We start from the raw sequence: 20,657 nt of genomic DNA, 5'->3' as shown, positions 1-20,657 counted from the left end.
TGCTCATGGTCGCGTATGGACCTGCCCGCGCGCATCAGTGCCAGCACACAGAGCCGGGTGCGCGCCCGCCCGGATGGCCGGCCGCGGCGCGGCGGCCATGCTCACGGCATGGAACTCATCGCTCTGGTACTGGTGCCGTTTCCGGTCGGCTTCTTCGTGCGCAACCGGCTGGCGGCCTTCGTCACGTTCCTCGCCGTGCACAGCTTCGTCTTCACCGTGCAGACCCTCAACGAGCTGGTCGAGTGGATCGGCGGGTCGGGGCGGGCCTTCGGCCCGTACCCGCGGGCCGACCAGACCGAGGTGTTCGCCTATGCCGTGGTCAACCTGGTCATCCTGCTCGCCGGGCTGGGGCTGGTGTCGCTCGGTGGCCGCCTCGGCGCCCGGCGGCGGGCCAAGGCCGACGGCCCCGTCGCGCTGGAGCCGTCGGCCTGAACCGCGTTACGCCCGCTCGGAGGGGGGCACGTCGTACTGCGACGCCGGGTTGCCCGGTGACGCCGGGAGTTGCTGGGTCGGCTGGTCGCCCGAAACCTGGGCGGCGGCCGCGGCGGCCTCCGCGTTGGCGGCGGCGGCGGCCTCCTCGGCGGCTCGGCGGGCCTCCAGGACCTCCTGCGACTCGAACTCCTCCAGGGAACTCTGGTCGACGTGGCGGCTGCGGTCCTCGTTGGTCATCTGCGACAGGCCGCCCAGGGCGCCGCCGATGCCTTCGAGGGCCTTGGTCAGCTCGACCGGGAGGATCCACAGCTTGTTGGACTGGCCGGCGGCGATCTGCGGGAGGGACTGCAGGTACTGGTAGGCCATGACCTTCGAGTCCGGGTTGGCCAGGTGGATCGAGTCGACGACGGTGCGGATGGCCTTCGCCTGGCCCTCCGCGGTCAGGATGCGCGACTGGCGATCGCCTTCCGCACGCAGTACCGCCGCCTGCTTCTCGCCTTCCGCAGTGAGAATCTGGGACTGCTTGAGGCCCTCGGCGTGCAGGATCGCGGCGCGGCGGTCGCGTTCGGCGCGCATCTGCTTCTCCATCGAGTCGCGGATGCTCGGCGGCGGCTCGATGGCCTTGATCTCGACCCGGGTGACCTTGATGCCCCAGCGGCCCGTCGTCTCGTCGAGGACGCCGGAGAGGTGGCGGTTGATCTCGTCGCGGCTGGTGAGGGCCTTCTCCAGGTCGAGGGAGCCGATCACGTTACGCAGGGTCGTGACCGTCAGCTGCTCGATGGCCTGCAGGTAGGAGAAGATCTCGTAGGTCGCGCGGACCGAGTCGACGACCTTGAAGTACAACACCGTGTCGATCGAAACGACCAGGTTGTCGGAGGTGATCACCGGCTGGGGCGGGAAGTTGACGACCGCCTCCCGCTTGTCGACCTTGTTGCGCACGGAGTCGATGAACGGCACCAGGATGTTGAGGCCGGGGGTGAGCGTCCGGCTGTACTTGCCGAGCCGCTCCACCACGTACTCCACCTGCTGCGGCACGACCTTCACCATCTTGACGATGGTGATGATGCCGATGAGGGCGACGGCGATGACGAGCACCGCCACAAACACGCTCGGGTCCACTGGGCCTCAGTCCTTCCACACCATTGCGGTCGCGCCCTTGATCTCGATCACCCGCACGCGCTCGCCCTGCTCGAAGGTCTGGGTGGCGTCGTACGGACGGGCCCGCCAGAGTTCACCGTCAATTTTGATCATGCCGTTGTCGTTGTCCACGGGCTCCATCACGAGCGCCATCGAGCCCTCGATGGCCTCGACACCCATCTGGGTGTCGCGTTCGTCGCGGTTCATGTATCGGCGCAGCGTGGGCCGCACCGCCACGAAGGACAGCGCGCTGACCACGGCGAAGACGATGGCCTGGACCGGCTCGTTGGCCCCGAGGGCGGCGGCCCCCGCGGCGGCGAACGCGCCGATCGCGAACATCAGCAGCACGAACGTGGTCGTGAAGATCTCCGCCGCGACGAGGGCGGCGCCGACGATCAACCAGACGATCAGCCAGACATCCACCCCTCGATCGTGTCACGCCGATGCACGTTCCGTCGTGCTCGGTGACCGCCCGTTGCGGGAACCTTGCCGATGCAGTTGGGCGGGTTGTGACAGCTTTGCCCCTCTTGCCAGAAACATCCGCCCGGCTGGACGACCTCCTGGCCCGCGCGCACACCGACGCCCGCGTCCCGACCCTGGTCGCCGGCATCGTGCGCGACGGCGCCCTGGCCCACGTCTCCGCCGCCGGCCCATACGCCGCCGGCCAGCAGTTCCGGCTCGGCTCAATTACCAAAACCATGACCGCGGCATTGGTACTGGCACTGCGCGACGAAGGCCGCCTGGCCCTCGACGACCTGCTGTACCGCCACCTGCCCGGCACCCCCGTGGGCGCGGTGACCCTCCGCCAGCTCCTGGGCCACGCGGGCGGCGTGCAACGCGAACCCGACGGCGACTGGTGGGAGCGCAACGGCGGTACCGACGTCGACACGTTCCTGTCCACGCTCACCGCGGACAAGGTCGCGTACCCCCCGCTGCACGGTTTCCACTACTCCAACCTCGCCTACGGTCTGCTGGGGGCCGTGGTCGCCCGCCTGGCCGGCGAGGACTGGCGGGAACTGCTCCACAAGCGACTCCTGCGCCCCCTCGAACTGAACCGCACCACGTACGCCGCCCAGGAGCCCTTCGCCCGCGGCTACGTCGTGCACCCCTGGCTCGACCAGCTCCGCGAGGAGCCCCGCCCGGACGCGGGCGCGATGGCCCCGGCCGGCCAGCTCTGGTCGACGGTCGAGGACCTGGCCCGCTGGGCCGCCTTCCTGGCCGACCCCGACCCCGCCGTCCTGGCCCCGGCCACGGTCGACGAGATGTGCACCCCGGTCGTGCTGAGCGACCTGGACAGCTGGCGCTCGGGCCACGGCCTGGGCCTGCAGCTCTGGCGCCGCGGCGACCGCGTCTACGCCGGCCACAGCGGCTCGATGCCCGGCTACGTGGCCAACCTGGCCGTACACCGCCCGTCCCGGACCGCGGTGGTCGCCTTCGCCAACGCGTACACGATGCACCACCCGGGCGGCCTGAGCGGCTTCGCCCTGGACCTCCTCGAAACCGTCCTGGACCGCGAGCCGGCCCGCCCGGCCCCGTGGCGCCCCGGCCCTCCCCCACCCCCGTCGGTAGCCCCGCTGACCGGCCGCTGGTGGTGGATGGCCCGCGAGTACGAGGCCGCCTGGCAGGACGAAGCTCTGATCATCACCCCGCTCACCACGGGCCGCGAACCGTGGCGCTTCGAACCCGACGGCCTGTCGCCCGACCGCTGGCTCGGCCGCTCCGGCGAGAACGACGGCGAGCTCCTGCAGGTCCGCCGCTCCCCGTCGGGTGAGGTGACCGCCCTGGACATCGCCACCTTCGTCTTCACCCGCGACCCCTGGCCCGATCTGGGCTGACGCCGCCGGCACTTCGTTTGGACCCGAAAAGTCGGGCGCTCCGCGCCGCGCTGCGCTCGACTTTTCGGAAATATGCCCTGTCGGGTGATAAATCCGATATGTCGAGCGAAGCGAGGCGCGCAGCGCCCGATATATCGGAAATGTACGCAACGACCGCGCGAACGAGACGCGCAAGAGCATGCTGCCGCTCATCGAACGCGTCAGCCAGGACCACAGGCCGGTCGAGATCGTCTCCGCGCGGTAACGCAGTCTGCTGAGCAAGAGCGGCAAGCGATCGTCAAGTCCCGGCCGCCGCCAGCACTTCCAGGAGGGCGTGGGACGGCGGCGCGCCGGACGGCCGACCGCGAAACCTGAGCCGCAGTCTCACCGACGGCGCGTGGAACGGTCGCGCCGCGCCGACGATGAGCACCGTCCGGTCTGCTCCGTCAAGCCCACCGAAATCGTGATCCTGTCCTCTGCCAGCACCGCCGACGAGTGAGGCGTCAGAGCATCGGGGCGTTGCAGGCGGCCACCAGGGCGCGGCGGCAGGCGGTGGTGAGCGGGCGCAGGGCGGCGTCGCGCTGCTGGACCTCGTAGCCGTTGACGGCGCCGCCCGGGGCGGCGTGCTCGGCCAGGGCCAGGACGCGGTCCAGGACGCTGGCCCGGGCGTAGAGGCGGCGGGCGCGCGGGTCGTAGCCGGGCGGCAGGTCGGTCGCGCCGTCGGGTTTGCGGATGGCCTCGATCGCGCCCGCCAGCTCGGGGCGCCACTGGGCGATGTCGAGCTTCGCGAGGGTGCGGGTCGCCGTGACCAGCTCCGCCGACAGTTCCGCCTCCGCCTCGGCGGTGCTCGGCTCGTAGGTGCGGGGGCGCTCCTGCGGCAGGGCGAACACCTGCCAGCGGACCGTCTCGAACTCGTCGCCCGAGCCCGAGGTGTGCAGCCGCACTTCCGGCACGAAGCCCAGCTCGCCCGCGATGACGCCCTCGCCGGCCAGGAGGGCGGCGCTGGTGAACGGGCCGGGGCCGGGCAGGCCGCGGGGGTCGCCGGGGACCGGCAGCACCAGGCGCACTTCGTCGGGGTGCAGCTTCGACAGCGGCGCGAGGGCGTCGGGAAGCGACACGTCGGTCCAGGTGCCGGGGACGTCGGAGACCATGTGCTCCTCGTCGCCGGAGATCTCGGCGGCGGCGTCGTCGCACGGCACCAGGCCGGCGCGCCACGCCCGGACCCATGCCACGAAACGCGCCGAGCGGCGCGCCTGGAGGGTCGCCGCGCGGGCTGCGGGGGACATGGGAGCAAGGGTACGTGCTGACGTGCCGGTATGTCTCGCAGGCGAACAGGCCGTCAGCCGATACGCTTCCCGGCCATGGACGTCCTGGCGAACAACGACTGGCGGCGCCGGCGCGCCGTTCCCGTGGTCGACGCCGAACTCGACCTGGTCGTGGAGGACGCGGACTCGGGCTTCTGCGGGGCCGTCGTCGGGTTCGAGTACGGCGCCGTGGTCCTCGAGGACCGCCACGGCACCCGGCGCAACTTCCCCCTGGAACCGGCCGCTTTCCTGCTCGAGGGGCGCACGGTGACCCTGGTGCGGCCGGCTCCGCAGCGGGTACAGCAACGAAAAGTGACAGCGTCAGGCTCGATCGCGGTCGCCGGGCAGTCGGCCCGCGTCGCCCGCCGCAGCCGGATCTGGGTCGAGGGCATCCACGACGCCGCCCTGGTCGAGCGCATCTGGGGCGACGACCTGCGCGTCGAGGGCGTGGTGGTCGAGCCCCTGGACGGCATCGACGAGCTCGCGGGGGCCATCCGGGACTTCGGTCCCGGTCCCGTGGCGCGGCTCGGGGTGCTGGTCGACCACCTGGTGCCGGGTTCCAAGGAGAGCCGCATCGTGGCCGCCGTGCAGTCGCCGTACGTGCTGGTCACGGGCCACCCGTACGTCGACGTGTGGCAGGCCGTGAGGCCCGAGGCGGTCGGCATCCGGGCCTGGCCGGTCGTGCCGCCGGGGCAGAACTGGAAGGAGGGCGTGTGCGCGGCCCTCGGGGTCGCGGAGCCGGCCGAGCTGTGGCGGCGGATCCTGGCCTCGGTGTCGAGCTTCCGGGACGTCGAAACCCCGCTGATCAACTCGATGGAGCGCCTGATCGACTTCGTCACGGAGCCGGACGAGGACGTCTGAGGGCCCGCCGCCCCGCCGACCGAGGTGCGGCGGGGCGGGAGACTCCATTCAGACCTCGTCGATCAGGTGGGCGACCGACGGGATGATGCGGGACGGGCGGTAGGGGTAGCGCTCCACGTCCGCCGCGGTCGAGATGCCGCTCAGGACCAGGATCGTCTCCAGGCCCGCCTCCAGGCCGCACAGGACGTCGGTGTCCATGCGGTCCCCTATCATCGCCGTCGTCTCGCTGTGGGCGTCGATGGAGTTGAGGGCGGAGCGCATCATCATCGGGTTGGGCTTGCCGATGAAGTATGGCTCGATGCCCGTCGCCTTCGAGATCAGCGCCGCGACGGCGCCGCAGGCGGGCAGGGCGCCCTCGTTGGACGGGCCCGTGGCGTCGGGGTTGGTGCAGATGAAGCGGGCGCCGTTGTTGATGAGACGGATCGCCTGGGTGATGGCCTCGAACGAGTAGGTCCTCGTCTCGCCCAGCACGACGTAGTCGGGCTCGGTGTCGGTGAGGATGTAGCCGACCTCGTGCATGGCCGTCGTCAGGCCCGCCTCGCCGATGACGTAGGCGGTGCCGCCGGGGCGCTGCGTGTCGAGGAACTGGGCGGTGGCCAGGGCCGAGGTCCAGATCGCGGACTCCGGCACGTCGAAGCCGATGCGGCGCAGCCGGGCCTGGAGGTCACGGGCGGTGTAGATCGAGTTGTTGGTCAGGATCAGGAACGGCTTGCCGGACGACCGCAGCCGGTTGACGAACTCCGGTGCGCCCGGCACGGGCTCGCCCTCGTGCACGAGGACCCCGTCCATGTCGGTGAGCCAGGACTCGATGGGCTTGCGTTCTCTCACGCGACGAATACTCCCTCAGCAACGTTTCGAGCCTATGGCCGTTTTGGTGACAGGCAGCAGTCGGCCGGACAGAAATCCCAGGTCGGGACGGTTCCGAGGGCGTGACGCACATTACCGTGAGCAAGCACTCGTTCGTCGACCAGCTGCCGGATCAGGTCCACGAAGCGCGGGTCGGCGCCCGGGGTGGCGGCCCGGACGTAGGCCAGGCCGAGCCGGTCGGCGGTGGCCCGGGCCTCCTCGTCGAGGTCCCAGAGCACCTCGAGGTGGTCGGAGATGAACCCGATCGGGCTCACCACGACCTCGCGCACGCCGTCCTTGGCGAGCTGCTCGAGGTGGTCGTTGATGTCCGGCTCCAGCCACGGCACCTGCGGCGGGCCGGAGCGGCTCTGCCAGACCAGGTCCCAGGACAGCCCGGGCGCGGCCCGCGCGGCGACCAGCGCGGCCGTCTCCAGCAGCTGGGCCTGGTAGCGGCCGGCTCCCCCGGGCCCGCTGGCGGCGTTCATGGACGTCGGAATGGAGTGCGCGGTGAAGACCAGGCGGGGCGCGGAGAGCCCGGAGACGGCCGCTCGGACGGCGTCGGCATGGGGCTCGATATACCCGGGGTGGTCGTGGTAATGCCGAATCTTGTCGATGACCGGCGCGCCCGGCACCTCGGCCCGGGCCCGGTCGATGTCGTCGAGGTACTGCCGGCAGGACGAGTACGAGCCGAACGGGCTTGTCACAAAGGCGATCACGCGCTCCCGGCCGTCGTCGCGCATCTGGCGCACGGTGTCGGCGAGCATGGGGTGCCAGTTGCGGTTGCCCCAGTAGATCGGCAGGTCGACCCCGGGGCGCAGCGCCTCGATCAGCTCGCGGCACTGCGCGTTGATCGGCGAGACGCCGCCGAAGTGCCGGTAGTGCCCGGCGACGGCCTCCAGGCGCTCGCGCGGGATGCCGCGGCCGCGCGTGACGTTCTCCAGGAAGGGCAGGACGTCGTCCTGCCCTTCCGGGCCGCCGAACGAAAGCAAGAGGAACGCGTCGTAAACCACGCGTCAATCATGCAACGTCAGGCGGTGCCACCGATCGCGTGGTACCCGCCGTCGACGTGGACGATCTCGCCCGTGGTGGCCGGGAACCAGTCCGACATCAGCGCGCAGCAGGCCTTGCCCGCGGCGGCCTGGTCGTAGAGGTCCCAGCCGAGCGGGGCCGCCTTCGACCAGGTGTCCTCGAACACGGCGAAGCCCGGGATCGACTTGGCCGCCATCGTGCGCAGCGGGCCGGCGGCGACGAGATTCACCCGGATGCCGCGCGGGCCGAGCTCGCGGGCCAGGTAACGGGACGTGGACTCGAGGCCGGCCTTGGCCACGCCCATCCAGTCGTAGACCGGGTAGGCCCGGGTCGCGTCGAAGTCGAGGCCCACGATCGAGCCGCCCTGGCCCATCAGCGGCAGGCAGGCGACGGCGAGCGACTTGAACGAGAACGTCGACACGTGGATCGCGGTGGCGACGTCCTCCCACGGCGCGGCCAGGAAGTCGCCGCCCAGGCAACTGGCCGGGGCGAACGCGATGGAGTGCAGGACCCCGTCGAGGCCGTCGACGTGCTCGCGCACCTTGTCGGCCAGCCCTTCGAGGTGCTCCGGGTTGGTCGCGTCGAGCTCGATCACCGGCGCCGGCTCCGGCAGCCGCTTGGCGATCCGCTCCACCAGCGACAGCCGGCCGAAGCCGGTGAGCACGACCTTGGCTCCCTGCTCCTGGGCGAGTTTCGCGGCGGAGAAGGCGATCGACTGGTCGGTGATGATCCCGGTGATCAGCACCCGCTTGCCTTCGAGAAGTCCACCCATGGCTAACAAAGTCTCCTAGTGAGAAGCAGTTTCAGTGACCCATGCCCATGCCGCCGTCGACCGGGATGACGGCCCCGGTGATGTAGGCGGCGGCGTCGCTCGCGAGGAAGGTCACGACGTCGGCGACCTCCTCGGGCTTGGCCATGCGGCCCAGCGGGATGTTCTTCTTGTACTCCGCCTGCGTCGCCTCCGGCAGCACGGCGGTCATGTCGGTCTCGATGAAGCCCGGCGCGACCACGTTGGCGGTGATGTTGCGGCTGCCGAGCTCCCGGGTGATCGAGCGGGCCATGCCGACCAGGCCGGCCTTGCTGGCGGCGTAGTTGACCTGGCCGGGGCTGCCGTAGAGGCCGACGACCGACGAGATGAAGATGATCCGGCCCCAGCGGGCCCGCAGCATCTTCGACGCGGCCCGCTTGGCGCAGCGGAACGAGCCGGTCAGGTTGGTGTCGATGACGCCGGTGAACTGCTCCTCGCTCATCCGCAGCAGCAGCGTGTCCTGGGTGACGCCGGCGTTGGCGACGAGCACCTCGACCGGGCCGAGCGCGTTCTCGACCTCGGTGAAGGCGGCGTCGACGGCGGCACTGTCGGTGATGTCACACTGCACGCCGAAAAGACCCTCCGGAGCGCCGGAACCGCGGTGCGTGACGGCGACGCGGTCCCCCTGCTTCGCGAACGCCTGTGCGATCGCCAGTCCGATACCCCGGTTGCCGCCGGTGACCAGCACGGTCCTCGCCACGGTGCCGCCTTTCAGGATCCAGAAGAAATCGTCAGCAGGAGAGTAGGCGCTACCGGATGGTAGGACCCAACGCGGCGGGCGGATGATGCCGGGATCGGTCGCTGGGAGTAGCATCAAAGCGTCCACGACGTCCGGCCGCGTTGAAGGCTGGGCCCGTTTCGCTGACCGTCCGGCACGGCAGCTGCTCCACGGAGGTGATCGCTGTGCGAAGTAGCGATCCTTCCAGTCGTGGCCGGTAACCAGCACCACACCCGCCACGGCTTCCGTGTGTCTGTTCTCTTCCTCCGCTGACCACGCGCGGATGAATCCTGCCTGAGACAACACCCGTAGGAGCATGTCGTGAGCCGTTTTGTCGCGCCTTTGGGCTTTTTCCTGGCCGCCGTGTGGGTCTGCGCCCTGTTCTTCCTGGTCGGCGCGCACTAGCACGCCGACCAGACCGGCCAACCGCTACGGCAGCCGCGAGCCCCACAACAGGCTCAGCGCGCCCGCGCAGAGTGCCATCAGGAACCCGAACCCGAGATACCACTGGGTGATCTCCTGCGGCTTCGTGCGGTAGCCGATCGAGCTGCCCATGTCCGAGTAGACCCGCTTCAGCTCGTCCTTGCTGGCGGCCTCGTAGAAGTACCCCTTCGTGACCTCCGCCACCTTCTGCAGGGACGGGCGGTCGACCGGCACCCGCTGCGGGGTGTTGCCGATGCGCACGACCCCCTCGTCGGTGCCGAACGCGATCGTCGACACCGGCACGTTGGCCGCCGACGCCGCCGCGGACGCGTCCTCCAGGGAGCGGCCGGCGGTGCGGAAGCCGTCGGAGAGCAGCACGATCCGGGCCGGCGGCGGTCCGTTGGCCCCGTCGGCGGGCACCGTGCGGATCGCGTCGAGGCTGGTGAAGACCGCCTCACCGGTGGCCGTGGACTCCTGCAGGGTCAGGCCCTCGATGGCCTGCATGACCGCGTTGCGCTCCTTCGTCGGCGAGACCAGCACGCTGGCGGTCTTCGCGAACGAGACCAGGCCCACGTTGAAGCTCGGCGGGAGCTGCTTCACGAAGTCCTCGGCGGCCGACTTGGCCGCCTCGATCCGGGTCGGGGCCACGTCGGTGGCCTGCATCGACAGCGAGACGTCGATCGCCAGCATGATCGTGGCCCGCTCCAGGGGCTCCTTCGTGTCCACCGACGGGCGGGTCAGGCCGAACGCCAGGATCACCAGGCTGAGCAGGAACGCGGCCGCGCTGACGTGCCGGCGCACGCCGATGCCCTTGGGCACCAGGCTGCTGAGCAGGTCCACGTTGGTGAAGCGGACGGCGAACGCGCGGCGGTGCAGCTGCCGCCACACGTATATGCCGATCACCGCGGCCACGGGGATCAGGGCGAGCAGCCACCACGGCGAGAGCAGACGGATCATCGGGTCGTACCTCGAGTTCGGGCGTGTCGCTGGGCCGCGACGAACCGGACGATGTCCAGGAGCCAGTCGGAGTCGGTGCGCAGCCGCAGGTGGGCCGCGTTCGCACCGCGCAGGGCGGCGGCGATCTCGGCCCGCTGGGCGGCGGCCGCGTGGGCGTAACGGTGCCGCAGTTTCGGGTCCGCCGTCTGGACCTCGTGCATGCGCCCCGTCTCGGGGTCGACGAGCGCGATGACGCCGACGTTGGGCAGCTCCAGCTCACGCGGGTCGACGACCTCGACGGCGAGCAGGTCGTGGCGGACCCCGAGCTTGCGCAGCGGGCGGGCCCACTGCTCCGCCGGGGTCATGAAGTCCGAGATGACCACGGCCAGGCCGCGCCGTCGCGGGGGCCGGTTGAGCATGTCGATGAGCGCGCCGAGGTCGGCGCGGCCGGGCCGGCCCCGGGTGTGCGCGATCGTGCGCAGCAGACCCTGTGCGTCCTTGCGGCCGGGGCGCGCGGGGAGCCGGTTGGTCGCGTCGGCAGTACCCACGACGGCTCCTATGCGGTTTCCACCACGGACCGTCAGGTGCGCGATCGCGGCCGCCGCGGCCACCGCCAGGTCGCGTTTCAGGTAGAGCGCCGTGCCGAAGTCGAGGCTGGCGCTCAGGTCGACGGCCAGCCAGGTCTCCAGCTCGCGGTCGGAGACGGTCTGCCGGACGTGTGGCAGCGTCGTGCGCGCGGTGACCGGCCAGTCCATGCGGCGCACGTCGTCGCCCGGCCGGTACTCCCTCGACTCCCCCGCCTCCGTGCCCGGCCCCGGCAGCAGGCCCAGGTAGTCGCCCTGGAGCAGGCCGTCGAGCTTGCGGGTGACGAGCAGCTGCATGCGGTTGAGGACGACCTCCGCGCGGGAGTCGTCCAGGCCGGCACCGCTCTCGATCTTCACCGACCCGGCCACGTGGTGATGGTCGTCGTCGCGCCCGGCTGCCCGGCGGTCCCCCCGGCGGCCGGCGCGGTGGTCGCCTGCTGGCGGGGCGCGACGGTGGGCGGCGGCACGGCGGCGAGCACCCGGCGCACGACGTCGTCGGCCGGGATGTCGTCGGCGAGCGCGTCGTAGGACAGTACGAGCCGGTGACGCAGGATGTCCGGGGCGATGTCCTGCACGTCCTGGGGCAGCGCGTAGTCGCGGCCGCGCAGCAGGGCGAGCGCGCGGCAGGCCCGCACGATGCCGAGCGAGGCGCGGGGGCTGGCACCGTACTGAATGAGATGCGCGATGTCCCCCAGCCCGTGCTCGGCCGGGTTGCGGGTCGCGACCACCAGCCGCACCGCGTAGTCGACGAGCGCGTTGTGCACGAACACGTCGTCGGCCTTGTCCTGCAGCGCCATGAGCTCTTCGGTGGTGAGCACCGCGACCGGCTCCGGGGTCTTGACGCTGACCCGGTAGACGATCTCGCGCTCCTCGGCGTCGGTGGGGTACCCGACCTGGATCTTCATCAGGAACCGGTCGCGCTGGGCCTCGGGCAGCGGGTAGACACCCTCCTGCTCGATCGGGTTCTGGGTGGCCATGACCAGGAACGGCCGGGGCACCTCGTAGGTCTGGCCGCCGACGGACACCTGCTGCTCGGCCATGACCTCCAGCAGCGCCGACTGCACCTTGGCGGGCGCCCGGTTGATCTCGTCGGCGAGCAGGAAGTTGACGAACACCGGCCCGAGCTCGACGTCGAACTGCTCGTTGGACTGCCGGTAGATGCGCGTGCCGACGATGTCGGCCGGCACCAGGTCGGGGGTGAACTGGATGCGGGAGAACGTCCCGCCGACGACTTTGGCCAGGGTCTCCACGGCCAGGGTCTTCGCGACGCCGGGCACGCCCTCGAGGAGCACGTGGCCGCGGCTGAGCAGGGACACGAACATCCGCTCGATCATGCGGTCCTGGCCGACGATCACCCGCTTGACCTCGAAGAGGGCCCGTTCGAGCACGGTCGCGTCCTGAGCGGGGGTCGAGACAGGGTTGCTCGGCTGGGTCACCGGTCCTCCACGCACGTTTTCGTCTTTTGCAAGTCAACCTAACGCGGTTACAAACCTAGCGTCGGTCAACCTAGCGTCGCACGGCGCGGCGACGAATCACGATCCGATGCTCCTGGGAGCCTACTGAGAATTGCCCCTTCGCCCGCTTAGTCCGATATATCGGGAATGTGGCTATCGATGGTACGGCCATTCGTCACCCGGCGAGCGGGACGACTGGACATCACCCGTACCGCAGTGGGTACGATTCACCCGTCGCCGGGCGGCTTCCCCCGTGGCCGCCCGGCGCTCACCCTCCTCGCGTGGTTCACACTCATGGTGTGGATGAGCTCATCTGCTCCGCGAAGGGCTGCCGGACCGAGGCCGGCTGGCGGCTGCTGTGGAACAATCCGAAGCTGCACACGCCCGACCGGCGCAAGACCTGGCTGGCCTGCGACGAGCATCGGGTGTCCCTGTCGGACTTCCTCGGCGCCCGCGGCTTCCTCCGCGAGACCGCGCCGATCGATGCCGGCGGCGGCCGAAGTGTCATCGATGATCGGGATAGGCTCGAAGGGTGAACGCACCGGTCGCGCCGGACCCGCTGCGCCCGTGGCCGGACACGGTCGGGTGGCGGCCGATCTCCCCGCGGTATTACCTGGTCCGGCTGGCCGTACTCGCCGTCTGGGTGCTGCTGCTCGCCGCCGCCGGGGTCGTCGCCGGGGTGCTGTGGTCGGCCTGGATGTTCGCGGCCGCGGCCGCCGTCCTCGCCGCCGGGGGCGTCCGCGCGTTCTTCCTGCGCCGCTCCATCCGCGCCTGGGGCTACGCCGAGCGGGCCGATGACCTCCTGGTCCGCCACGGCCTGCTGATCCGGCGGCTGTCGATCGTGCCCTACGCGCGGATGCAGTTCGTCGACGTCACCGCCGGCCCCCTCGAACGCGCCGCCGGCCTCGCCACCGTCACCCTGCACACCGCGGCCGCCGCCAGCGACGCCAGCGTCCCCGGCCTCGAGGCGGCCGAGGCGACCCGGCTGCGGGACCGGCTGGCCGCCCTCGGCGAGATCCGCGAAGAGGGCCTGTGACCCGACGGCGGCTGCACCCCCTGACGCCGCTGGTACGCGGGGCCAAGCTGGTCGCCCTGGCCGCCGTCGCCGTGTCCTGGCGCGGCCTGAGCGACCTCGGCCTGGTCCACTGGCTGATCGCGATGCTGGTGATCCTCCTGGGCGCGATCCTCGTCTCGGCGGTGCTGTGGGCCGTCACCGGCTACGAGGTCGCCGGCCGCGAGCTGCGCATCCACGAGGGCCTGCTGTCGCGCCGGGTCCGCAGCATCCCCCTCGAACGCGTCCAGGCCATCGACGTCGTCCGGCCCGCCCTGGCCCGCGTCTTCGGCCTGGCCGAGCTGCGCCTGGAGGTCATCGGCGGCGGCAAGACCGAGGCACCTCTCGCCTACCTCACCGTCGCCGGCGCCACCGAGCTGCGCGCCTCGCTCATGGGCCTGGCCACCGGGGCCGACCCGGCCGAGCCCGTGTCCGAGCGCCCCCTCTTCGCCGTGAACAACCGCCGCCTGATGCTCGCCCAACTCCTCACGCCGCAGGCCCTGTCCGTGCCGATCGCCGCCGTGTTCGTCGTCGGCCCGGCGATCGCCCGCCCCGACTGGACCCTGATCGGCGCGGCCAGCACGATCACCGCGTTCCTCGGCATCTTCCAGGTCCCCGTCCGCCGCGTCCTCGACGAGTGGGGCTTGCGCATCACCCGCGACAGTGCGGCGCTGCGGGTGCGGCAGGGGCTGCTCAACAAGCGGAGCCAGACGGTACCCCCGAAACGTATCCAAGGCGTCAAGCTCACGTGGCCGCTGCTGTGGCGCCCGGCCGGGTGGGCCCGGGCCCGGATGGACGTCGCCGGCTACGGGGGTGACGGCGAAGAGCAACTGCGCGCCGGGACACTGGTTCCCGTCGCGTCGGCCTCCGACGCCGCTGCAGTGCTTTCGGGGGTACTGCATGAGGCCGCCTTCGCCACCACCGACGCCCACGACCTGCCCGTCGCCGGGCCACCGCGCCGGGCCCGATGGCTGGCGCCGTTCGCCTGGTCGCGGATCGGGGTCGCGGTGACCGACGAGTTCGTGGTGGTCCGCGAGGGCGTCCTGACCCGCGAACTGGTCGCCGTCCCCCTGGCCCGGGTGCAGAGCGTGCGCGTCACGCAGGGCCCGTGGCAGCGCGCGCTGTCCCTGGCCACCGTCTCGGTCGACACGGCGGGCGGCCTGGTCGCGACCGCCCGCCTACGCGACTGCGCCGACGCCTACCGCCTCGCCGACGACCTCGCCACCCGCTCCCGCGCGGCCCGGCGCGCGTATTCGGCCCGGCGTGCGTACTCGGCCCGGCGGCTGGTTCTCGACGACCGCGGCCACCCCGACGGCGGCCAGCCTGACAGCGCTCGGCCGGACGGCGGGGGTTCAGCCGGCGGTCGCGGTCAGCTTGGGCAGGACCGTCCCGATCAGCTCCCGGATGACCTCGTCGGCGATTGAGTCGTAGGGCGTCTCCGCGTCGTTCAGGATGACGATCTTGGCCCCTCGTTTCGCGGCCACCTCGACCAGCCCCGCGGCCGGGTGCACGGTCAGCGACGTGCCGATGGCGATGAACGTGCGGCAGTACATCGCCGCCTCGGCCGCCGCCGTCAGCGTCGCCATGTTCATCCGCTGCCCGAACGAGATCGTCGCCGACTTGAGCATCCCGCCGCACCCCAGGCACGCGGGGTCGGCCTCGCCGGCCCGCACCCGGTCGAGGGTCTCCGGCATCGGCCCGCGCGCCCCGCACCGCAGGCACTCGGTCTCGTGCACGGTCCCGTGCAGCTCGATGACCTTGTCCGCGGCCAGCCCGCCCCGCTGGTGCAGCCCGTCGATGTTCTGCGTGACCACGGCGTCGAGCCCGCCCGCCCGGTCCAGGTCGGCCAGGGCCCGGTGGGCCGCGTTCGGCCGCGCGGCCCAGGCCGGGTGCGTGAGCCGCTCCTGCCAGGCCCGCCGCCGCACGTCCGGGTCGCCGACGTAGTGCTCGATCGACGACAGCTTCATCGCCTCCGGGTCGCGCGTCCACACCCCGTTGGGCCCGCGAAAGTCCGGGATCCCGGAGTCGGTGGAGATCCCGGCCCCGGTCAGCGCGACGACGTGCCCTTGCCCGATCCACTCGGCCGCCTGGTACATGGCGCTCAGGGTAGGCAATGTCCGGTCGATAAGCTTGTGGTTATGCAGCCCTCGGTTGATGCCGCGTCCTGGGTCGGTGCCGTCACCCGCGTCGAACTCACGGTCACCGACGCCGACACCGCCCAGGCCATGGGCTCGGGCGACGTCCCGGTGCTGGCCACCCCGCGCGTCCTGGCCCTGGCCGAGGCCGCGACCGTCGGGGCGACCGCGCGGAGACTCCCGCCCGGCTACACGACCGTCGGCACCCGGGCCGACATCGAGCACCGCGCCGCCACCCCGATCGGCGGGCGCGTGACCGCCGAGGCCCGCCTGGCCAAGGCCGACGGCCGGCGCCTGACGTTCGAGATCGTCGTCCGCGACGCCACCCAGGTCGTGGCCGAGGGCCTCGTCGAGCGCGTCATCGTCGACCGCGCCCGCTTCCTGGCCGCCACCTTCCCGCCCGATGCGCCCCCCGCTTCGTCACCACCCGCGTCGCCTGATGCGCCACCCGCTTCGCCGTCCGGTTCGTCATCCGTTGCTTCGCCCGATCCGTCGTTTGATTCGTCGCGCGGGGCGGAGCGGGGATGACGCGTTTGCACGAAATCGCGGCGGGGGTACACGTCCTGCGTCACCCGGTCCTCGACGTCAACGCCACTCTGGTCGTCGGCGGCGAGACGGCCCTGGTGGTCGACACGCTGTCGACAGCGGTGCAAGCCCAGGAGCTGCTGGCGGCGGTACGGCGAGTGACGGCCCACCCCCTCATCGTCGTCAACACCCATCACCACTTCGACCACAGCTTCGGCAACATGGTCTTCGCCGGCGCGCCGGTCTGGGCCCACGAGGAGGCCGCCCGGCTGATCGGGCCGGCCATGCACGCGCGGGCCACGGTGGAGTACCCGGAAATGGCCACCGAACTGGCGTGCACGACCCCGGCCGCACCGACCGACCTGGTGCACACCGCGGCCGACCTCGACCTCGGCGACCGGCCGGTCCAGCTGCGACACTTCGGCCGCGGCCACTCCATCGGCGACCTCGTGGCCGTCATCCCCGACGCGGACGTCCTCATCACCGGCGACCTGATCGAGGAGAGCGGCCCGCCGCAGTTCGACGACGCGTACCCCCTCGACTGGCCCGACACCGTAGCCGCCCTGCTGCCACTGCTGACGCCGGGCACCCAGGTGATCCCGGGCCACGGCGCGGTGGTCGACCGCCGCTTCGTCGCCGCCCAGCACGAGCAGCTGGCCGCGCTGGCCGCGCTGATCCGCGAGGGCGACGCGGACGGCGCCCTACCCGAGCGGGTCGCCGCCAAGTCGCCGTTTCCGCAGGATGTCAGCGTGCACGCAGTACAACGGGGATATCTGCACTTGAAGGCACTGACCTAGCCCCGTCGCTGGTCTCATTGGGCCGATGCGTGTCGGCGCTTGAGACCGATGCGTCGGGCGCCTGGGGCCGATATGTCGGGCGCTCCGCGCCACGCTTCGCTCGACATATCGGATTTTTCGCCCGACGGGGTATTCGCGGCATTTCAGGGGCTCAGCCGCTGATGGATCTCCCGTAGCGCGAAGGCGAGGTCGCGGCCACTCATCGCCTGCTGCGGCGTCGTGAGGTTTTGGACCACGACGCCCGTGAGCAGTGCGTGGTAGAAGCCGCCGATCACCCGGGCCAGCTCCGGCTCCTGCCCCGCGTCGATCCCGTGGAAGAGTGCGGCCAGCCCGGCCTGGGCCTGCGCCTGCGGCTCCGCCCACTGCGGCGACGGTTCCGGCCGCCGTCCGAGCTGCGTGACCAGCTCGAACTGCGTCGTCCACAGCTGGCGGTTGGCGGTCACCGAGGCGATCACGTTCGTCCACACCGCCTCGAACCGCTCGGCCGGGTCGGCGACGCCGCCGGCCGCCGACAGGGCCCGCTCCATCTCGTCGCCCCACTGCTCGAGGGCCCGCTGCAGCGCCTCGTTGAGCAGGCCCTCCGTGGTCCTGAAGTGGTAGTTGATCGCGGCCAGGCTGACGCCGGCGGCCTTGGCGATGTCGCGCGCGGTCGTGGCCGCGTACCCCTTCTCGAGCAGGCACTGCAGCGCGCCGTCGAGCAGCTTCTCCCGGTTACCCATGTCTGAAGCATACGTCTAAAAATTCTGTCTTGTACAAACGTCTCAGACGTGTGTACAGTCATGGCATCGAAGCAACGCCCCACCGCACGGCCCCCGGGTCGCGGTGAGGATCACCTGGGGAGGTTCTGCAATGTCCGTTCTTGCCATCACCGCCGCTTCCGCCGCCGTCGTCGCCGCCGCACCGCTCGCCTACCGCGCGGTTCGCAAGCACCAGCGGGCCGCCGACGCTCGCATCGACACCCCGCGCGGGGTCGTCGAGAGCCGGTACCTCAAGGTCGGCGGGGTCGAGCAGTGGCTGCAGATCCGCGGCGAGGACCGCGACAACCCGGTCCTGCTGGTCGTGCACGGCGGCCCCGGCTCCCCCTACTCGGTCTTCACCCCGGTGCTGCGCGAATGGGAGCGGCACTTCACCGTCGTGCAGTGGGATCGCCGCGGCGCCGGCAAAACCCTGCGGCGCAACGGTTTCAACCCTGACGAGATGGACTTCGACCTGATGGTGCGGGACGGCATCGAGGTCGCGGAGCACCTGCGGGAGTACTTCGGGCAGGAGCGCATCGTGCTCATGGCCGGCTCGATGGGCACCATCGTGGGCGTGCCGATGGTGCGGCAGCGCCCGGACCTGTTCTGCGCGTACGTCGGCACCGACTTCTACGTGAACATGGTCGAGAACGAGCGTCAGGGCCGCCTCGACACCATCGCCCGGCTGCGCGAGGCCGGCAACAAGCGGGGCGTGGCGGCGCTGGAGAAGCTGGACGCCGACCCGCGCACCTGGGACGTCAAGCAGTGGGGCGTGCGCATGCAGTGGAGCATGGGCACCGACCCGACCACCGGCAACGCCGCCCTGACCCGCCTGTTCAAGCTCCTGCTCACCAAGCCCGACTACTCCCTGGCCGACGTGCAGGCGTGGCTGAAGGGCTTCAACAAGACCCGCGACACCATGTTCGACCAGTTCATGCAGTGGGACGCCCGGGCGCTCGGCACCTCGTTCCAGGTTCCGTTCTACCTGTTCCAGGGCGCTCGGGACGTGGTCACCTTGACCGATCCCGCGGTGGAGTACTTTGCCGAGGTCCAGGCCCCGCAGAAGGAACTGGTCCTGATCGAGGGCGCGAGCCACTTCGCCGCCTTCAGCCAGCCCGCGCAGTTCCTGGACGCTCTGCGCACCGTCCGCTGCTGAGCGTTTCGCACTTCGATGCCCGCGCCGAAGCCTCGGCCGGGGTGGGTCAACGGCTCTTAGAACGCGATCGGGGGTCTGCGAGCCGACCGCCCACTGTGGACCATTCCGTCCACTGTGGCCCGCGCGCCTTGTAGACCAGCGCGTCTACTGTGGACTTTATCGTCTACTGTGGTTTTAGAGCCCGCCGGATGCTTGCCGGCGGGCTCTTGGCGGCTCTTGGCGGCTCTTGGCGGCTCTTGCCGGCGGGCTGCTGGCGGCAGGCTCTCGGCGGCTTTTGCCGGCAGGCTTTTGCCGGCAGGCTTTTGCCGGCAGGCTTTTGCCGGCAGGCTTTTGCCGGCAGGCTTTTGCCGGCAGGCTTTTGCCGGCAGGCTCTCGGCGGCAGATTCTCGGCGGCAGGTTCTTGCTGGCAGGCTCTCTTTTGCGGCGCCGCCTCAGAGGGTCTCGACGGTCCCGCTGAGGCGCGCTTTCTCGGCCGCCCAGACCACGCGATGCCCGGCGAGACTGGTGTGCACGTCGGAGTGCAGTAGTGAGCCGTCGCCCGCGGCCACCGCGTCCACGAACGCCGCGACCAGCCCCGCGTCGCCGTCGGAGTGGTCCCCAGCCCGCGCGGCGGCGACATCGATCGTCTCGTCCGCACCGGTCCGGAAGTCGACCACCCGCAGCGAATGCCCGTCGCCATCAATGAACCCGTGCGTCCCGAACAGCCGGGTCTTGCGGTGCTCCAGCGGCGTGAACGCGGTCATCGTGAGCGACACGGTCCCGCCGCCGGCCAGCTCCATCGACACCACCTGGTGATCGACGACGTCGTTGTCACAGGCATAGACGCAGCGTCCGTACTCCCCGTGCCGCAACGCTTCCCGCACGCTCTCCTCGGACCCGTCGGCCGACACGACCGACAGCGGCCACGGCACTGGTTCGGCATTCGGGTGCGGCTCCCGGGCTTGTGCGAGCGGAACATAGAGCTTCAGCGCGGAGTACGGGCATTCGTGCTCGATCGCGCAGTCCAGGCAGCGGTCGGCCGCCCCTTCCGGCCGCTGATCGGCCCGGAAATGCGCGAGCCCGCCGAACGAGCTCACCCGCCGGACGGGTTCGCCCGCGAGATACAGCAACCAGTCGACGTCATGGCAGGCCTTCGACAGCAGCATCGGCGACGAAACCGCCGCATTGCGCCAGTTTCCGCGCACGAATGAGTGCGCCTGGTGCCACCACCCGACCGGTTCGAGATGCTGCATGCTCACGAGCCGCCCGATCCGCCCAGAATCGAGCAACTCCTTGAGCACCGCGGTGTACGGCGTGTACCGCAGCACATGACAAACCGCCGCGATCACACCGGCCCGCGTGACCGCCTCGGCGATCCGCCGGGCCGCCCCCTCTTCCGGCGCCATCGGCTTCTCGAGCAGCAGGTGATACCCCAGCCCGGCCAGCAACACGGCCGGCCCCTCGTGCATCGCGTCCTGCGTGGCGACGATGGCCGCATCCGCGATTCGGCCGGCCGAAGGGCCCGCCACAGCAGCGGGATCAGCAATTCCCGTTTTCGCGGCGAGATCTGCGAGGTCGGTCGTCGCAGCGGGGCTCGCAAGCCCGGCTGCCGGGAGGTCGGCCAGCTGCTGCCAGCTGGCGAACGTTCGCTCAGCCGGCACCCCGAACTCGCGCGCGAACGCCGCTCGCCGGGCCGGATCCGCCTCCGCGACGGCCACGATCTCGGCCCGCCCCGTCCGCACCGCCAGCCGCGAATACCAGGTCCCGCGCTGCCCCGCCCCGACGACGAGCAGCCGCACCGGCGCCCCGCTCACGCCGCCACCTCTGCCCGCACCCGCGTCGGCGTCGGCGTCGGCGTCGTTGTCGTCGGCGTCGTCGCTGTCGGTGGTGGCGTCGTTGTCGGTGGTGGCGTCGTCGTCGGCGGCGTCGGC

21 protein-coding genes and 1 pseudogene are annotated in these 20,657 nt (G+C 71.1%); 9 read left to right on the top strand and 13 right to left on the bottom strand.

All coding sequences use genetic code 11. From position 1 onward, the window contains the following. Positions 1-108 precede the first annotated feature (108 nt). Positions 109-432, top strand: coding sequence for a hypothetical protein (locus tag ACIA8L_RS15330; RefSeq protein WP_395904672.1), 324 nt, complete (start codon positions 109-111; stop codon positions 430-432). Positions 433-438: 6 nt separating this feature from the next. Here the strand turns inward: ACIA8L_RS15330 and ACIA8L_RS15325 are convergent, their stop codons facing one another. Both ACIA8L_RS15325 and ACIA8L_RS15320 read right to left on the bottom strand, forming a co-directional pair. Beyond that, entirely contained in the window at positions 439-1,479 is a 1,041-nt protein-coding gene (locus tag ACIA8L_RS15325) for an SPFH domain-containing protein (RefSeq protein ID WP_395906277.1), read from the bottom strand. Between the two features lie 78 nt (positions 1,480-1,557). Beyond that, entirely contained in the window at positions 1,558-1,992 is a 435-nt protein-coding gene (locus ACIA8L_RS15320; protein WP_395904670.1) for an NfeD family protein, read from the bottom strand. Between the two features lie 95 nt (positions 1,993-2,087). Between ACIA8L_RS15320 and ACIA8L_RS15315 the strand changes: the two genes are divergently transcribed. Then, positions 2,088-3,404 carry a serine hydrolase domain-containing protein gene (locus tag ACIA8L_RS15315; protein ID WP_395904668.1) on the top strand — a complete coding sequence of 439 codons (1,317 nt, stop codon included), beginning with the start codon at positions 2,088-2,090 and terminating at the stop codon, positions 3,402-3,404. A gap of 482 nt (positions 3,405-3,886) precedes the next feature. Here ACIA8L_RS15315 and ACIA8L_RS15310 read toward each other — a convergent pair whose 3' ends face one another. After that, positions 3,887-4,669, bottom strand: coding sequence for a hypothetical protein (locus ACIA8L_RS15310; RefSeq protein ID WP_395904666.1), 783 nt, complete (start codon positions 4,667-4,669; stop codon positions 3,887-3,889). Positions 4,670-4,744: 75 nt separating this feature from the next. On the opposite strand from ACIA8L_RS15310, the gene ACIA8L_RS15305 reads away from it, so the two are divergent. Then, a complete protein-coding gene (locus ACIA8L_RS15305; RefSeq protein ID WP_395904664.1) occupies positions 4,745-5,548 on the top strand; it encodes a DUF3097 domain-containing protein in 804 nt (267 codons plus the stop codon). Between the two features lie 48 nt (positions 5,549-5,596). Here ACIA8L_RS15305 and ACIA8L_RS15300 read toward each other — a convergent pair whose 3' ends face one another. The 7 genes from ACIA8L_RS15300 to ACIA8L_RS15270 all read right to left on the bottom strand — a co-directional run bounded on the left by ACIA8L_RS15300 (position 5,597) and on the right by ACIA8L_RS15270 (position 12,328). Next, complete coding sequence (locus ACIA8L_RS15300) at positions 5,597-6,376, bottom strand: HAD-IIA family hydrolase (RefSeq protein WP_395904663.1); 780 nt, start codon at positions 6,374-6,376, stop codon at positions 5,597-5,599. A gap of 32 nt (positions 6,377-6,408) precedes the next feature. Then, positions 6,409-7,404: a ferrochelatase gene (locus ACIA8L_RS15295; RefSeq protein ID WP_395904661.1), complete on the bottom strand. Its 996-nt coding sequence runs from the start codon at positions 7,402-7,404 to the stop codon at positions 6,409-6,411. A 17-nt stretch (positions 7,405-7,421) separates the two neighbouring features. Further along, entirely contained in the window at positions 7,422-8,195 is a 774-nt protein-coding gene (fabI, locus tag ACIA8L_RS15290) for an enoyl-ACP reductase FabI (RefSeq protein ID WP_395904659.1), read from the bottom strand. 31 nt (positions 8,196-8,226) lie between these two features. Then, a complete protein-coding gene (gene fabG, locus ACIA8L_RS15285) occupies positions 8,227-8,931 on the bottom strand; it encodes a 3-oxoacyl-[acyl-carrier-protein] reductase (RefSeq protein WP_395904657.1) in 705 nt (234 codons plus the stop codon). A gap of 447 nt (positions 8,932-9,378) precedes the next feature. Beyond that, complete coding sequence (locus ACIA8L_RS15280; protein WP_395904655.1) at positions 9,379-10,329, bottom strand: VWA domain-containing protein; 951 nt, start codon at positions 10,327-10,329, stop codon at positions 9,379-9,381. After that, positions 10,326-11,189: a DUF58 domain-containing protein gene (locus ACIA8L_RS15275; RefSeq protein ID WP_395906275.1), complete on the bottom strand. Its 864-nt coding sequence runs from the start codon at positions 11,187-11,189 to the stop codon at positions 10,326-10,328. Before ACIA8L_RS15275 ends, ACIA8L_RS15280 begins: the two co-directional genes overlap by 4 nt. A 56-nt stretch (positions 11,190-11,245) precedes the next feature. Then, entirely contained in the window at positions 11,246-12,328 is a 1,083-nt protein-coding gene (locus ACIA8L_RS15270; protein WP_395904653.1) for an AAA family ATPase, read from the bottom strand. Between the two features lie 317 nt (positions 12,329-12,645). Here ACIA8L_RS15270 and ACIA8L_RS15265 point away from each other — a divergent pair, with 317 nt between their 5' ends. The 3 genes from ACIA8L_RS15265 to ACIA8L_RS15255 are packed head-to-tail and all read left to right on the top strand — an operon-like array spanning position 12,646 to position 14,821. Continuing rightward, a complete protein-coding gene (locus ACIA8L_RS15265; RefSeq protein WP_395904651.1) occupies positions 12,646-12,882 on the top strand; it encodes a hypothetical protein in 237 nt (78 codons plus the stop codon). Then, on the top strand, positions 12,879-13,382 hold the full coding sequence (locus ACIA8L_RS15260; protein WP_395904649.1) for a PH domain-containing protein: 504 nt from the start codon (positions 12,879-12,881) through the stop codon (positions 13,380-13,382). The genes ACIA8L_RS15265 and ACIA8L_RS15260 overlap by 4 nt, the downstream gene beginning before the upstream one ends. Beyond that, the gene (locus ACIA8L_RS15255; protein WP_395904647.1) at positions 13,379-14,821 is read left to right on the top strand and encodes a PH domain-containing protein; all 1,443 of its coding nucleotides are present in this window, start codon (positions 13,379-13,381) and stop codon (positions 14,819-14,821) included. Before ACIA8L_RS15260 ends, ACIA8L_RS15255 begins: the two co-directional genes overlap by 4 nt. Here the strand turns inward: ACIA8L_RS15255 and ACIA8L_RS15250 are convergent. Further along, entirely contained in the window at positions 14,750-15,493 is a 744-nt protein-coding gene (locus tag ACIA8L_RS15250) for an SIR2 family NAD-dependent protein deacylase (protein ID WP_395904645.1), read from the bottom strand. The genes ACIA8L_RS15255 and ACIA8L_RS15250 overlap by 72 nt on opposite strands. Before the next feature lie 42 nt (positions 15,494-15,535). Here ACIA8L_RS15250 and ACIA8L_RS15245 point away from each other — a divergent pair. Both ACIA8L_RS15245 and ACIA8L_RS15240 read left to right on the top strand, forming a co-directional pair. Then, positions 15,536-15,919, top strand: a pseudogene (locus ACIA8L_RS15245) (thioesterase family protein); the annotation flags it as partial. A 137-nt stretch (positions 15,920-16,056) separates the two neighbouring features. Then, entirely contained in the window at positions 16,057-16,854 is a 798-nt protein-coding gene (locus ACIA8L_RS15240; protein WP_395904643.1) for an MBL fold metallo-hydrolase, read from the top strand. 143 nt (positions 16,855-16,997) lie between these two features. Here ACIA8L_RS15240 and ACIA8L_RS15235 read toward each other — a convergent pair whose 3' ends face one another. Further along, positions 16,998-17,573, bottom strand: a complete 576-nt coding sequence (locus ACIA8L_RS15235) for a TetR/AcrR family transcriptional regulator (RefSeq protein WP_395904641.1) — start codon at positions 17,571-17,573, stop codon at positions 16,998-17,000. Between the two features lie 130 nt (positions 17,574-17,703). Here ACIA8L_RS15235 and ACIA8L_RS15230 point away from each other — a divergent pair, with 130 nt between their 5' ends. After that, positions 17,704-18,747 (top strand): alpha/beta fold hydrolase, encoded by a 1,044-nt coding sequence (locus ACIA8L_RS15230; protein ID WP_395904639.1) that lies wholly within the window; start codon positions 17,704-17,706, stop codon positions 18,745-18,747. A gap of 431 nt (positions 18,748-19,178) precedes the next feature. On the opposite strand, the gene ACIA8L_RS15225 is transcribed toward ACIA8L_RS15230, so the two are convergent. Next, a complete protein-coding gene (locus ACIA8L_RS15225) occupies positions 19,179-20,540 on the bottom strand; it encodes a Gfo/Idh/MocA family protein (protein WP_395904637.1) in 1,362 nt (453 codons plus the stop codon). Positions 20,541-20,657: the final 117 nt, after the last annotated feature.

The organism is Dactylosporangium sp. NPDC051541, from assembly GCF_044454505.1.
Taxonomy (GTDB): Bacteria; Actinomycetota; Actinomycetes; order Mycobacteriales; family Micromonosporaceae; genus Dactylosporangium.
This window is presented reverse-complemented; position numbering and strand designations above follow the sequence as displayed.